Here is a 14219-nt window from a genome sequence, read left to right on the forward strand (position 1 = left end):
GCTTCGATGTCGTTGACGTGAGCAGGCAGGTCCTCGTATCAGGCGGACTGCCCCACTCCATGCAACCACCCCACCGTCACCTCCGCATCCCTTCGGGAGAAGCGCCCCTCGTCAGGCGACGCTCACGCGCCAGGGACCTTTTCCGTCTGATGGGGCTCTTGCTCGTCACGACCTGGGCGGGACTCGCCTCTGCGGAGCCCCCAGCCTCCCGACCTCCACCAGGCCAAACGGCTTCGGGCAGCCGCCCTTCAATCTGCGACAACCTCACCACCCAGCCTCTCCAGGGTTACAAGGTGCCCGGCCGGAAACCGGACTCCCAAATGCCCTGGAACCTCTTCCTGGGTAATGCCTCGCACCGGCTCATTGCATATATCTACGGCACGAGATACCCGACGAGCGTGGTTTTCTACAACAACACCTCCATCAAGCCCATCCTCGACAGGACAGGCATGGGGGACTCGTCGCTATTGCCCGAGCACGAGCTCAAGATGCGCCCGGACATCACCGACACCACTGCACTCGTTGTTTTTGAAATCAAGCCTTCCAGCGAAACTGGCCTCCAGGACGGCATCCAGAAAATCCAGACCTACCTGCTCGCGCTGAATCGAACTGTAACGCTCGCAGACAAATTCTCGGCCGGCAAGGGATTTGAGGGTGAGATTCTGATCCAGTTCGCACAAGGGCAGCACATCTGGCGCCTGGAATGGTGCACCACCGCACCTGGGGTCACTCAGTACCGTTGGACACGCAGCCAGGAGCGTTTCAACTCGAACGCGGCGGCATTTCAGGCCGGTCAATGGGTGGAGATCTCCGAGCAGGAACTGAAGCAGTACGGCGGATGGGTGGCCCAGGCCATCGAGGGAATGGTTGATAGGCGTGAGCGTCTCGCCACGCTCAGCGGGGCCATCGGTGTCGCCATCGACATTGTTGGCGAGGTGGCGGTGATCGTCATCTCCACCGCCACGGCCAGCGAACGCGGCGCATCTCCGCATGGAGGAAAGGTCCTCCCCTTTCCCGCGAAGCCCGCTCCTACCGCGACCCCGGTACAACTCCCCAAAGCATCGGGCATGTGATTTTCATGGAAGCCATCCAGACAACCACGCTCCAGCTGCCGTCCTACCTTTATGGCTCCCTCAGTGCAATCAGACGCAAGGCGAAGGCAGAGGGGCAACGTTGTGCAAAGCAGTACCAACTCAACGGCTCCTACCCACATCCACGTGAGTTGCGCACGATTGCACCCGATGAACTCGTGTTCACACACGAAGTCGTCGACTTCCAGGAGGAGCGTCCAGCCTGGCGGCTTCATGAGTACTGGGAGGTGCTCACGAGCCTGTCCGACACATTGGGGAAGAGCTATCGCCACATCAACAACTCGCACGAGCCGTTCTTTCGTGAAACGGCCTGGGGCGCACTGTTCTTCGCGATTTGTGGGCCCGCTCCAGATAGCGCGGAGCGCACGGCACCGCGCCTCAAGGCGGTACTCCACTCCTGGGACGAACTCCAACACGGGCGTTACCTCCACCAGAAGTTGAATACGTTTCTGACTCTGGAGGAACTCATGACCGCTGCTTGCGGTTGGGCCATGGATGCGTGGTGCCCAGAAAGAGTAGACTCCGTCCGCTCACGTCTCGAAGTGGCCTCGGAGCGCATGGCTCGAGCGACGAGAGAGGACTGTGTCGAGACCATCCTCCGCCAACTGCCCCATATTCTCCCGTTCGCGGATCGGCAGAAACTCAATCACCCGGAAGTCGTGACGGATCTCGCCTCCTGGCGCGAGCACCTCACCACACTGGATGCCTCGGAGTTCGAGCGCATCTCTGGAGTACGCCCGGGATGGGTGCTCCAGAGATTGTATCAATGGGACAGACAACTCGACGTGCATTAGATGTTCGCGCCGACACGCCCATGATTCAGGCCCTATTCTCCAGGTCATCTGCTCCGGACTGACCGCAAGAGTCGAGCAGTCCTTGCCCGGGACCGGCAGGGTCCTCTACCGTGCCGCCTCCTTCCGGAGGCTTCGTGAGCCCTCGTCACTGGAACATCCTGCTCTGGGTCCTCTTCGTCTCCACGACAGCCGCACAGGCGCATGCCTCCGCACGGGAATCGCGGCGAGGAACCCTGCTCGTCGCGGGAGGACCGGAGACGCCTCCCCTGCTGTACGTGGCCGCGGACACGGTGACGCGGGTGCGCTTCGTGGACCTCTTGGAGCCGCATGCGCGCCCAGGATCCGAGCTCCAGGGGCGCATCGAGGTGGCCCCGCTGGGAGAGGGCTCCCTGGTCGTCTCCCCCGTGAAGAACCTGGCCCAGGGAGAGCGCCTCCTGCTGCCGGTAGCGGGACGCACGGAGGCTGGCGAGTCCCTCACACTGACGCTGGCACTCGTCACCCGCGAGGACACCGTGGACGCCGAAGTGTGGGTGTCCAGGGCGCGGATGCTGCCCCTGCGGGCGGATGCGGCGGACACGGACGAGGCGAGCGCGATCGCCAGAGGGCTGCTCGTGAGCCACGACCCAGGAACGCTCCGTCCCAGGCTGGCCCTCGCACTTCCGGACAGCGAGCAGGTCACCACGTACTCCAGGCGCATTCGGGCCTCGGCGGGCTCCGTCCTCCGGATGGACGGGCTTCTCTTCGTGACGGTGCTCATCCAGGCCCGGCACGTCCCCACTCCCTGGAGGCTCATCCGGGCCCGGCTGGAGGCAGGATGCCGCCGGGATACAGGAAAAAGAATCGGGGACAAGAGCCTGCCCACGCGTGTGACCTCGGGTGAGTCCGGGCACTACCAGTTCCACACCTTCGCCGTCCCCCTACCGGAGGGGACCGGCTGCCTCTCCCTGACCCTGGAAGAAGACGGTCCCCGGACGCTGCGGCTCAGGGAACTGAAGGTATCCCCATGACGAGCCCCTTGCATCCGGACCTGCTCCAGCCAGGAGACACCGTGAGGCACTACCGGGTGGTGCGCCGTCTGGGCGCTGGAGGCTTCTCCACCGTCCTGCTCGTGGAGCATGAGAGCCGTGAATACTCCATGAAGGTGGCCACGCGACCAGCGAACAGGGAGGACGAGACGCGCACGGATGAGCGGGCCTTCCGGGAGGCCGTCGCGCTGGGACATTTCCGCCACCCCCACCTGCCCGAGGTGCGCGAGCTGGGACGCTGGCCGGACCTGGAATCGGGCTTCTTCTTCGTCGTGACCGAACACATCCCCGGCTGCACCTTCAACGCCTGGCGTTGGAAGACGCAGTCCTCGCTGTACCGCTTCGTGGGCGAGCTGGCCGAGGTGGCTCGGGTCCTGGCGGAGTTACACGAGCGAGGCCTGGTGCACCGGGACCTCAAGGCCGACAACATCCTCATCAGGGACGGCGACGAGAGGCCCTTCTTCATCGACTTCGGCTCGGCGTACCTGCCGGGGGCATACACGCTGACGGAGGTGTTGCCCCCAAGCACGTTCCACAATCTGCCTCCCGAGTGTGCGGCCTTCCTGCTCGGTGGCGCGTGGGAGACCGGAGCACGCCTCCCCGCCACTCCAGCCATGGACCTCTACGCCTTCGGAGCCCTGCTCTACGAGGCTCTCACGGACTGCCACCCCTTCAATCCCCGGCTGCCCCGGGCGGAGCTCGCGCTCGCCATCGAGCTGCTGCCCCCCACCCCTCCGCTCCGGCTCGATCCGCGAGTGCCTCCGGGCCTGAACGACCTGACGCTGCGGCTGCTGGCGAAGAAGCCGGAGCAGCGCCCTCCGAGCGCCCGGGCTGTTCACGAGGAGCTGATACGAATGTTGGAGGCGGAGGGGAAGACGGAGCACTGGAGGATGTCATATGCCTTCGAGGTAGGGAGGCCTGAGACAGCCCTGGAGGCAAGAGGAGAACCAACCCAGCAGTCAGAGGAACCCACACCTCGACCCGATGAGGACCCCGAGCCACTTCGCGAGGAGGCAAAGGCGCAGGTACCGTTACCGGCCGGACAGACAAAGGACGCGCGAAAGCCTCCGGGATGGTGGGCGTATGGCGGGCTGGCGCTCCTGGTGCTCGCCCTCGCCTGGGTGCTACTCGGAATAGGGGGAAAGGCCGTTCGCGCCGGGTGCGTATCCACGGTGGAGATGGTGTGCTCCGGCGCGGTTATTCCCGAGAAAGGACCCCACCCCATGTTTCCCTCCAGCCGTGCCGATGACACCTCCGTCCAGCCCATGCCATCCCGGCCCCTCAGCGGCCTGTGCGCACTACTCTGCACCTGCGCCGCCTCGGCACACCTCGCAGCCTGCGCGACCACGCCAGTACGCCCCGACATGGGCCTCATCCTCGAGCAGTGTCCTCCCGAGGCCCGCGCCACGGCCAGGCGCCTGGGTCTCCATCCCGTCATGCAGGTCGAACTGGAGACCTTCACCTGTGCGGGCTCGGAGGATTCGGTGCAGGAGTGTGCCAATGCCATCAACGTCAGGACGGGGCCCGTGGTGGGCATCATGCTCCTGAGCAATGAAGAGGTCTTGAAAGTGACGGGCGAGGCGAAGGTCTTCCCGGATCGGGTCTACATCTCCTTCGATCAGGTGTACCCGACGCCCGAGGGCCCGCCTGTCCCCTTCTGTGGCGTGGCCCTGAATGACAACAGGGACCGCTTTGGCGTGACGACGCACGCGGCCCTGCCACCGGCCGATGGCCTCGACATCGTTCCGGCCAAGGTGGACCGGAGCCCCGACACCGCCGTCCTCCGCTTCCCCATCGTGTACACCTATGTCCAAGGTCCCGAGGACAGCACGTTCCAGCCTCGGCGCTGAGCCTACAGCGAAGCCACGGAAGCACTGCGGCCTGAAGCCGTGCCCCACTCAACCAGCCCCCATGAAGTGTCTGATACTTCCCTGGAGAGGTGTTCGGAAGGCATGCCCCCTGGCTTGGTCGATGCATTTCGGTAAGCTATCAATCAATGCTGGGAGGTAAATATGAGTGGGAGCGTCATCCCCTTGAACGAACTCAATAATTTCTCATCACACGAGCTTCAAGACTTAATCAAGCACGCACCCAGACCGCGGGATCTCCGATCGACGATTCGACATTTCATCAGGTCCATTCATGGACTTCCTGAAGTAATGAAATGCGATATTCGTCAAATCAAGGTTTACGTTGGACGGGCAGGGGCAACAAGCACGCATCTTCGTCAGCGTTGGAAGGCCAGATTCGAGGACGACGAGTTTGCGCAAGCCCCATCAACCCATGCAATGGTTGTTGCGCAAGCGCCAACGCACCGCATCCAAGAAAACAGTTGGGAGTCTGTTGCCTTACGGTTCGTCACGACTCTCAACCGAAACGACGCACTCTGCTGTGCCAACGCTATCGTTGGAAGCTCCGGCCGATTTCCCGAAACTGATGATAGTGTTCTGTACTTGGTTGCCAGGAGAAAACAAGGACCCCTAGGCAATTGCGCCCGGGTGGACAAGGTTGACAAGTCCATCAGAGAGTTGCTGGAAGACAACAAAATACCAGACGGAGTTGCTAGAGACGCGTATCTCGTCGCCAATCCCCAAGAGGCGGCCACCTTACAACTCATGGGTCCATCTTGGTGGAGTGAAGGCGATGGCGAATTGTGCAAGAAGAGAAATTGCATAACGCCTGCCTTGCCAGGTAGCCGTGGCTACTGTGGGTGGCATCGCTAGTTCTACTGTGTCATAAACATCTGGCTTTCCCTCGGGAACTCCCTACTCCAACGGCTCTGCCAGCACGTCGTTTCCCGAGGGAGAACGAATTTTATGACACAGCAGGACTAGCCTCAACCAGTTCCGTACACCCGCGCCCCCGTGCATCCTCCGCACAGGGGACACGAGCACGAGCCCTTCCACTACCCGCGCAGGAACGCGGTGCCCTGGCTGCCGGGCTTCTCGGCCTCGCGCAGCACGGCATCGTTGGGCGAAATGCCCACGATGTGGATGGCCTCGATGCCCTCCTCCAGCATCTCCAGGCTCTCCTCCACCTTGGGAATCATGCCGCCCTGGATGACGCCGGAGGCAATCTTGGCGCGGGCCTCGGCGGGGGTGAGGGTGGGCAGGCGGGTGGACGGGTCGTCCTTGTTGGCGAGCACGCCGGGCACGTTGGACACCAGGAACAGCTTGGCCGCCCCCAGCTTCGCGGCCACGCGGGTGGCCACGGTGTCCGCGTTGATGTTGAGGACGTTGCCCTGCGCGTCACCGGACAGCGAGCCGAGCACGGGCACGAAGCCCGCGTCCGAGATGCGCTGGAAGGCCTCGGTGTTCACGCCCGTGACATCGCCCACCAGTCCCAAATCCACCGGCTCCGGGCCCGCGCCGCTCATGACCTTGGGAGGCCGGCGCTTCGCTTCGATGAGCCCGGCGGACATGCCCGTGGTGCACAGGGCGGGCACGCCGGCGATGCGGAAGGCCGAGGCCACGTCCACGGACACCTGGCCCGCGAGCGTCATCTTCATCACCTCGAGGGTGGCCTCGTCGGTGTAGCGGCGGCCGGCCACCATCTTCGGCTGCAGACCGAGCTTCTTCTGCATCTCGGTGGCCTGGGGCCCGCCGCCGTGGATGACGGCCACGCGGATGCCCGCGTCGAGGAAGGCGCGCACGGCGGCGCCCACGCTCGCGGCGAGCTTCGGCTTGTCCATGGCCAGCTCGCCGCCAATCTTCACGACGAACCAGCGCCCGCGAAAGTCCGAGAGCCCGCTCACGGCCACAGCCCCGGCTCAGCGAGGGTGAGACGCTCGTCCCAGCCCATCATGATGTTGAAGCTCTGGATGGCCTGGCCGGCGCCACCCTTCACCAGGTTGTCGAGCGCGGAGAAGCACACCACGCGGCGGGTGTTGCCCGTCACGGGGCCGAGCGTGAAGCCCACCTCCACGTAGTTGCTGCCGGACACGCCCACCACCTCGGGCTGACGGCCGCCGCCCACAATGCGGATGAAGGGCTCGTTGCCGAAGGACGTCTTCCACGCGGCGGTGAGCTGCTCCTGCGTGACGGAGGCGGGCACCTCGGCGAACGAGGTGGAGAAGATGCCGCGCGGCAGCGGCGCGGACACGGGCACGAACTCCAGCGACATGTCCTCCTTGCCGCCGGCAATGCGCAGCGTCTGGAGAATCTCGGGGATGTGCTGGTGCTCGAGCGGCTTGTAGGTGCGCAGGTTGGCCGCGCGCAGCGGGTGGTGGGTCGTAATCTGCGGGTTGGCGCCGCTGCCCGAGGAGCCGGTGGCGGCCACGGTGTGGATGGGGCCGGTGAGCAGGCCCGCCTTGGCCAGCGGCAGGAGGCCGAGCGCGATGGTGGTGGCGAAGCAGCCGGGGCTGGCGATGTAACGCGCCTTGCGGATGGCCTCGCGGTTGAGCTCGGGCATGCCGTAGGTGAAGGAGCCGTCGGTGAGCATCTGCGGCGCCGGGTGGTCCACGCCGTAGTACTTGGCGTAGGCAGCCGCGTCGCGCAGGCGGAAGTCGCCGGACAGGTCCACGATGCGCACGCCCGTGTTGATGATGTCCAGCACCACCTTGGCGGTGGTCTTGTGAGGCATGGCCAGGAAGGCCACGTCCGCGCCGGCCACGGCCTGGGCGGGGGGCATCTCCTGGAAGCTCAGGTCCGTGAGCCCGGCGAGGTTGAAGTGGACGTCGCCCACCTTCTTGCCGATGTTGTCCACCGCCGTGACGCGGACCACCTCCACGTTCGGATTGAAGAGGAGCCGGCGGAGGATCTCGGCTCCGCCGTAACCGGTACCGCCGATGAGGACTGCCTTGACCTTGTTGGCCATGTGCACTGTCTCCGTGAGGGACTTCCCGGGCGGGTGTATAGGGGCGCCCTGACAGGGAAATCCACCTCACCGAACCGCTGACGCGGCGGGCCATGGGGAGCTGTCATCTCCTCTACTCGGCCCGGGAAGCACACACACTCGGGGTATGACCCGTCCGGACTACCGCTCGGGGCTGGCCTCGGAGCGGAGGCTGTGGAACGTTGGGCCTCCCATGAGCACGGAACTGAAGCTGCGCCCCATCGAGCCGCGGGACGACGCGACGGTGGCGGCGATCATCCGCCAGGTCATGCCCGAGTTCGGCGCGGGTGGGCAGGGCTTCGCCATCCACGATCCGGAAGTGAATGGAATGAGCGCGGCCTACGCACGCCCGGGTTGCGCCTACTGGGTGGTGGAGGACGAGACGGGCCGCTTGCTGGGTGGAGGCGGAATCGCTCCGCTGGAGGGCGGTGAGCCCGGTGTCTGCGAGCTGCGGAAGATGTACTTCCTGCCCGAGGTGCGCGGACGCGGCGTAGGTGAGCGGCTGCTGCGCCAGTGCCTCGCATTCGCCCGGGAGGCGGGCTACCGCACGTGCTACCTGGAGACGCTCGAGGGGATGAAGCAGGCGCAGAAGCTGTACCAGCGCATGGGCTTCCAGCCGCTCTGCGCGCCCATGGGAGCCACGGGCCACTTCGGCTGCGATCGCTGGTACGCGCTCGAGCTGCGCTGAGACACCTCAACCCCGCGTTGCCGCGGCCCCCCGCACACGGCGGCACAGCGCGGACGCCGCCAGGAAGCCCTGGCTGAATCCCTTGCGGAAGACGTTCGTGTAGAACCGGCCCACCCCGGGCACGGCGGCGATCATGTCCGCCAGGCTCCACATCTCCTCGTGGACGTGGACGACGGGCTTGAGCTCCCCAGCCGTGGCCCCCACGAGGGTGAAGTCGTAAACGAGGATCGTCCTGAGCGGGTACGTGTACAGCCAGCTGAACTGCTTCAGGTTCATCACTCCGTCGACAATCGCCCGGCCGCCCCGGTGGCCCTCCTCCAGCTGGACGTTGGCCTGGAAGATGTCGAAGTCGAAGGAGAACATGCAGTGGAAGCCGGCCGCGCCGCGCCGGTAGGTCTCGCGGCCAGTGCCCTGCTGCCATGGGTCCTTGAAGGTGATGTTCTCCCCAATGAAGGGCAGGATTTCCTCCTCCAGGACCTGGGGAGGAACGCGCGTGTCGTAGAGCAGCTCGGTCATCCGCCGGAAGCGCTGCTCCAGCCTGCGGATGAGCTCCTGCTCCGCGCTCCCCATGAGGTTGCCTGCCCGCTCCCTGTGTTCGACGCCACTCTCACGCACGCACACAGGGTAGGCATCGTGACAACCCCCGGGAAGCGGGCCCCGGTCCAGGGCCCTCGCCGTCTCAGAGAAACTGTCGCGACAGCTCGTCAATGCGGCGCAGTTCGTCGGGCGAGAGCTTGAACGACCCCGCCCCGACGTTCTCCTCGGCGTGGCGCCCCTTCGTCGCCCCCGGGATGACCACCACCGTGTCTCCGTGGAAGTGGATCAGCCAGTTGAGGGCGACCTGCGAGGGCGTGACGCCGTAGGCGGTGGCGATCTTCCGGAGCTCCTCGATGAGCGGGCGGCTGCGCTCGAGCCCCTTGGCGCGGAAGCTCGGCAGGAACTTACGCGGGCCCACGCGGGTGCGGACGAGCGACGGGTCCTCGTGGAACTTGCCCGAGAGCAGGCCCTGCGCGAGCGGCGAGTACGCGATGATGGTGATGCCCAGCTCCTTGGCGGCGGCGAGCACCCCGTTCGATTCGATCCGCCGGTCGAGCAGGCTGTATTTCATCTGGTTGGAGACGAGCGGGACCCCCCGGCGGGCGAGCGCTTCATGCGCCGCGCGCATCCGCTTCGCGGAGAAGTTGCTGACCCCCACCGTGCGAATCTTCCCCGCCTGGACCAGGTCCGCCATCGCGTTGGACTGGGCCGCGACCGTGGTGAACGCGAAGGGCTGGTGAATCTGATGCAGGTCGATCCCGAAGGGACTCAGGTGCGAGAGCCGATCGCCAATCGTCTTGACGATGCTGGAGGCACTGCGAAACGGATAGGGAAACCACTTCGTGGCGATGACGACGTCGCCGGGCTTTTTTCCCAGCCGGGTGAGTGCACTGGCGAGGGCACGCTCCGAGCGGCCATCCCCGTAGGCCTCAGCGGTGTCGAACCAGTTGATGCCGCCCCGCAGGGACGCGTCGATGATCTCCTCGACCGTCTGGGAGGGCAGTGCTTCCCAGAAGCCACCCGCCAGGCCGAAGCCCTCGGAGAACTGCCAGCACCCCAATCCAATGGCGGAGATCTCGATGTCCGAGCGCCCCAGTCTTCGCTGTATCACCGCGTGTCCCTCCTGATGGCCGCGTAAGATGGTGCCAGCACGACGGGAAACCCGCGTGCTTTTCTTTGCTCGGAAATCCAGCATGCCGACGCCCGGCAGTTCGCTCACCTGGCGGCGCGACGGCACCTGGGAGCCAACTTCCGAGGTCATCTCCATCTTCTTGGGGAAGATGAAACCCTCCGGAAAATCCCTGCCCCCAGCAGCTCGAAAGCAGGCTTCTTCCCGCGCAGACAAGGAGCCCTTCGACATCGACATGGCGCTCGCACGGGTGCGCGAGTCCATCCGAGGTTTCGCGGACGCCGCCATGTTCGACTTGGCGGCACGCGGCCACGCGAGCCTCTTCGAGCAGCTCGTGGGCTGCATCCTGTCCATTCGCACACGAGACGAGGTGACGCTGCCCGTGGCGTTGCGACTGCTGTCCCAGGCCCGCACACCCGAGGCGATGCGCCACCTGGGGCCAGAGCGCATCGACGCCCTCATCCGCCCGGTGACGTTCCATGAGCCGAAGGCAGGAACAATCCACACCATCGCCACGCGCGCGGTGGAGGAGTTTGGCGGCGAGCTGCCATGCGACGCGCAGGTGCTGCAGACCTTCAAGGGCGTGGGGCCCAAGTGCGCGCACCTGGCGCTGGGAATCGCCTGCGGCCAGGCCCGCATCAGCGTGGACATCCACGTGCACCGGGTGACGAACCGCTGGGGTTACGTGAGGACACGCACGCCCGAGCAGACCCTGGCCGCGCTGGAGGCCGTACTGCCCCAGGCACACTGGGTGGAGCTCAACCGGCTGTTGGTACCGTTTGGCAAACACGTGTGCACGGGCACGCAGCCGAAGTGCTCCACCTGCCCGGTGCTATCCATGTGCCAGCAGGTGGGCGTGCGCAACCCACGATGAGGACACCGGGCCTCACCGGTCCACGGCGAGCCACTGCGTCACCCGCCGCGCGAACCGCCGCCACGGGTTGGTGCGCCCACCGCGGGCGAGCGTCACCTCCTTCGAGTGCGCAAGGTCCCGCTCCCAGCACGTCTCCAGCTTGGAGGCGAGCCTCCGGTCGGCCACCACCAGCGAGCCCTCGCGCATGCGGTGCAGCGACAGCGCGTCCAGGTTGGTGGAGCCCACCACGCTCAGCCAGTCGTCCACGAGCACCGTCTTGGAGTGCATCATCGAGGGCTGGTATTCCCACATACGGACCCCGCCCTTCAGCATCCGCTCATAGGTGGAGCGCTGCGAGGCGCGGACGATGCGCCAGTCATGCACCGGCCCGGCCGCGAGCACCCTCACGTCCACGCCCTGCTTCCGCTTCTCCAAGAGCTGCTCGAGGATGGCCTTGGGCGGGGTGAAGTAGGCATTGGCGATCCACAGCCGCTCGTGCGCCTCGGCGAACACCATGCGCAGCATGCGCTCGGCGTCGGAGATTCCGGAAACCCCGCTGCTCTCCACGAAGGCCGCGTGGCCCTCGCCTTCGTGGGGCAGCTCGGGGAAACAGCTCTCCGGGAGCAGCGCCCCGCCACACTCCTGCCACGAGCGCGCGAAGGCCAGCTGCATCTCGCGCACCGCGGAGCCCTCCACGCGCACGTTGGTGTCACGCCACTCCTCCGGACTGTCCCCCTCGCCCTGCCAGGACTTCCAGATGCCGAAGCCCCCGGTGAAACCCACCGTCCCGTCGATGAGGACGAGCTTGTGGTGGGTACGTCCGAAGAGCCGGCCGAGCCACCGTCCCGAGAGTGGCCGGAAGTAATGCACCTCGACACCGCCCTCGCGCAGCCGCTGCTCCACCTTCGGATTGAAGTCGTGCTCGCCGCGAACCTCCTGGCTGCCCACGGGGTCCACGATGACGCGGCAGGCGACTCCGGCGCGGGCCCGCTCGCACAGCGCCTCCAGGATGCGCTCGGAGGGCTCGCTGGGACGCCAGATGAAGACGAGGATGTGGACGGACTCGGTGGCCTGGCGGATGGCGTCGATGAGCTCGTCGAAGATGGCCCCGTTCTCCACGAGCTCCACCCGGTGCCCAGGCTCGAGCCGGACGCGGGTGGACTGGTAGAACGCATGGTTGAAGGGCCGGAAACCAGGCGGCAGCGCCATGGGACCGCGCATCTCGTGCTGGCGGTTGAGGGGGTCAGGTGCCTCCCAGCCCTCTGCTTCCGTCGGTGGCGCGTCCATGACCGTGGGAAGGTAGGGATGCTGCCCGCCCGGGGAAGTCCTCGCCGAAGGGCCCGAGCCCGCCCGCCTGCCTACCCTCCCGAGCCCCTCTCCCCTCGCCCTCCGGGAGAGGAGCCCCCCGTCGTTCAAAGGGGGGGGCAAGCCCCCCGGGGTGAGGGTGCCACGTGTAAGCGGATTGCCCCTCCGCCCCCCATCGTCCGCGAAGCCACGGGAGGACTACTGCACGGAGGACGGGGCGCGGAACACCTCACCGTCCCGGCCCTCGAGCACGAGGCTCGCATCGTCCTTGGGAGACACGCGCAGCGCGGCGCGGGGCTGCCCCTTGCGGTCCACGAGCAGCAGCCCGGGGGCGCCATGCTCATCGGCCCCGAGGATGGCGCGCGGGCGCCCGTTCTCGTCCCCGAGCTCCAGGCGCGAGGAGCCGTCGGGCATCAGTCCCACGGAGAAGAACTCGGTGCCACTGTTGTTGCCGAGCACGAGCCGCGGGGCCTCCTCCGAATACACGGTGAGCTCGGCGAGCATGGAGCCTTCGGCGGTGGCGAAGCGGAGCCGGGGCGAGCCGCTGGCATCCACGCCCAACAGGGCTCGGGGCCGCCCCTGGGCATCGTGCAGCACCAGTCCCCCCTCGCCCCCGTCCTGGGCAGAGAGCGTGGCGCGCGTACGGCCCTGGTCGTCCATCAAGGTGAGGCGCGAGGCCACCAGCTCCCCACCCGCCGAAGCACCCATCGGCCGCAGCAGGGCCACGCCCACGCCGAGCGCTCCGAGCGCGAGCGCGGCGAAGGTAGCGGACTGAAGGCGGCGGCAGCGGCGCTCCAGCAGTTCCAGGCGTGAGTCCAGGCTCTCCATCCCGTCGAGACCTCCTGTCCGGGCCTGGTGGCCGGCACCGGATGACCCGAGGCTAACCGAGCCCAGGCTCCCGATGCGCGTCTCTGTCCACCATCCACCTCCCGCACGGAGCAAGGTGTCCTCCAGCTGGCCACCCTTCACAGCCTCACTCCGAGTGAGACGCTCCCGGCCGGACAGTCCGAGAAGCGCGTGGTGGAAGCGTGCACCCCATTTCCTGTAATTCCAGAATGACTACCAAAATCCAGACAGGCTTGACAGTCCGAATCCACTTGATGTTCAATGAACCCATGAGTCACTAGGAGAGCGGCTCAGTCGTGGTTTTCTGGTTTCAAGTCCGGGATTGCCCTCGGCACGGAGGATGCGATGTCGCTCGAAGCATTCACGAAGGTTACCGAGGCCTCGAAGCTGCTGGTGGAGCACGGATTCTCTGGCCAGGCGGTGATGTCGGCCATCGAGATGGTGGGTCGGGCGCTCGGGGTGGACCGGGCGGTGGTGTACGAGAACAGCGCGGCGACGATGCCGGGCAAGCGCCTGGCGCCGCTGCGGCACGCGTGGGGTTCGGCGCCGATGACGCCGCTCATCCAGACGTTCCCGCTGAAGGATCAAATGGCGGGCTGGGTGGAGGTGCTCTCGCGCGGGCAGCCGGTCTGGGATCTGGTGCGCAACATCCAGGGACCGCTGCAGGTGAACCTGGAGGCGCAGGCAGTGCAGTCGGTGCTGCTGAGCCCCATCAACGTGGGCAACATCAACGGCCAGTGGTGGGGCTTCCTGCGGCTGGACGACTGCACGAAGGAGCGCCGGTGGTCGTCGGATGAGTTGACCGTCATCAAGACGCTGTCGCGCTCGCTGTCGAACGCGCTGCGCCAGGACATGCGGCGCGAGCAGCTGGCACAGACGCGGCTGGAGCTGGAGAACATGATGCAGCGCTGCGCGGCGACGGGCACGCGCTAAGCCTCTCTCCTCCCCAACAACCCCTCTCCAACAACCCCTCTCCCCCCGGGAGAGGGACGGGGTGAGGGTATCGAGGCCCCGGGTTCCCACCCGGCCTCAGCGCCCCACGAGACCGGCCTGGAACCGCTACTCCTGAGCGGTCCAGGCCGCTTCTTTTTGGAAGAACACGTCGAGCCCCTGGGTAC

13 protein-coding genes are annotated in these 14219 nt (G+C 66.2%); 7 read left to right on the forward strand and 6 right to left on the reverse strand.

The features are described from left to right. Positions 1-320: 320 nt before the first annotated feature. The 4 genes from OV287_RS46225 (at position 321) to OV287_RS46240 (ending at position 4760) form a co-directional block, all read left to right on the forward strand. On the forward strand, positions 321-1073 hold the full coding sequence (locus OV287_RS46225) for a hypothetical protein (RefSeq protein ID WP_267540454.1): 753 nt from the start codon (positions 321-323) through the stop codon (positions 1071-1073). Between the two features lie 5 nt (positions 1074-1078). Beyond that, the gene (locus OV287_RS46230) at positions 1079-1885 is read left to right on the forward strand and encodes a hypothetical protein (RefSeq protein WP_267540455.1); all 807 of its coding nucleotides are present in this window, start codon (positions 1079-1081) and stop codon (positions 1883-1885) included. A gap of 134 nt (positions 1886-2019) precedes the next feature. After that, entirely contained in the window at positions 2020-2892 is an 873-nt protein-coding gene (locus OV287_RS46235) for a DUF2381 family protein (protein ID WP_267540456.1), read from the forward strand. Continuing rightward, entirely contained in the window at positions 2889-4760 is a 1872-nt protein-coding gene (locus OV287_RS46240; protein ID WP_267540457.1) for a serine/threonine protein kinase, read from the forward strand. Before OV287_RS46235 ends, OV287_RS46240 begins: the two co-directional genes overlap by 4 nt. Positions 4761-5815: 1055 nt before the next feature. Here OV287_RS46240 and argB read toward each other — a convergent pair. Together argB and argC are read right to left on the reverse strand one after the other, a co-directional pair. After that, a complete protein-coding gene (gene argB / locus OV287_RS46245; RefSeq protein ID WP_267540458.1) occupies positions 5816-6664 on the reverse strand; it encodes an acetylglutamate kinase in 849 nt (282 codons plus the stop codon). Next, positions 6661-7725, reverse strand: a complete 1065-nt coding sequence (argC, locus tag OV287_RS46250; RefSeq protein ID WP_267540459.1) for an N-acetyl-gamma-glutamyl-phosphate reductase — start codon at positions 7723-7725, stop codon at positions 6661-6663. The genes argB and argC overlap by 4 nt, the downstream gene beginning before the upstream one ends. 211 nt (positions 7726-7936) lie before the next feature. On the opposite strand from argC, the gene OV287_RS46255 reads away from it, so the two are divergent. Further along, a complete protein-coding gene (locus OV287_RS46255) occupies positions 7937-8431 on the forward strand; it encodes a GNAT family N-acetyltransferase (protein WP_267540460.1) in 495 nt (164 codons plus the stop codon). Positions 8432-8437: 6 nt separating this feature from the next. Here OV287_RS46255 and OV287_RS46260 read toward each other — a convergent pair whose 3' ends face one another. Together OV287_RS46260 and OV287_RS46265 are read right to left on the reverse strand one after the other, a co-directional pair. Beyond that, entirely contained in the window at positions 8438-9001 is a 564-nt protein-coding gene (locus tag OV287_RS46260) for a hypothetical protein (RefSeq protein ID WP_267540461.1), read from the reverse strand. 109 nt (positions 9002-9110) lie between these two features. Beyond that, on the reverse strand, positions 9111-10079 hold the full coding sequence (locus tag OV287_RS46265; RefSeq protein WP_267540462.1) for an aldo/keto reductase: 969 nt from the start codon (positions 10077-10079) through the stop codon (positions 9111-9113). Positions 10080-10248: 169 nt separating this feature from the next. Here OV287_RS46265 and OV287_RS46270 point away from each other — a divergent pair, with 169 nt between their 5' ends. Further along, complete coding sequence (locus OV287_RS46270; RefSeq protein WP_267542557.1) at positions 10249-10971, forward strand: endonuclease III domain-containing protein; 723 nt, start codon at positions 10249-10251, stop codon at positions 10969-10971. Between the two features lie 12 nt (positions 10972-10983). On the opposite strand, the gene OV287_RS46275 is transcribed toward OV287_RS46270, so the two are convergent. Both OV287_RS46275 and OV287_RS46280 read right to left on the reverse strand, forming a co-directional pair. Then, entirely contained in the window at positions 10984-12159 is a 1176-nt protein-coding gene (locus OV287_RS46275; RefSeq protein ID WP_267540463.1) for a phospholipase D-like domain-containing protein, read from the reverse strand. A 294-nt stretch (positions 12160-12453) separates the two neighbouring features. Continuing rightward, complete coding sequence (locus OV287_RS46280; RefSeq protein WP_267540464.1) at positions 12454-13083, reverse strand: hypothetical protein; 630 nt, start codon at positions 13081-13083, stop codon at positions 12454-12456. A gap of 363 nt (positions 13084-13446) precedes the next feature. On the opposite strand from OV287_RS46280, the gene OV287_RS46285 reads away from it, so the two are divergent. Then, positions 13447-14034 carry a GAF domain-containing protein gene (locus OV287_RS46285; protein WP_267540465.1) on the forward strand — a complete coding sequence of 196 codons (588 nt, stop codon included), beginning with the start codon at positions 13447-13449 and terminating at the stop codon, positions 14032-14034. Positions 14035-14219 lie beyond the last annotated feature (185 nt).

This window comes from Archangium lansingense (assembly GCF_026626635.1).
In the GTDB taxonomy this organism is placed as follows: Bacteria; Myxococcota; Myxococcia; order Myxococcales; family Myxococcaceae; genus Archangium; species Archangium lansingense.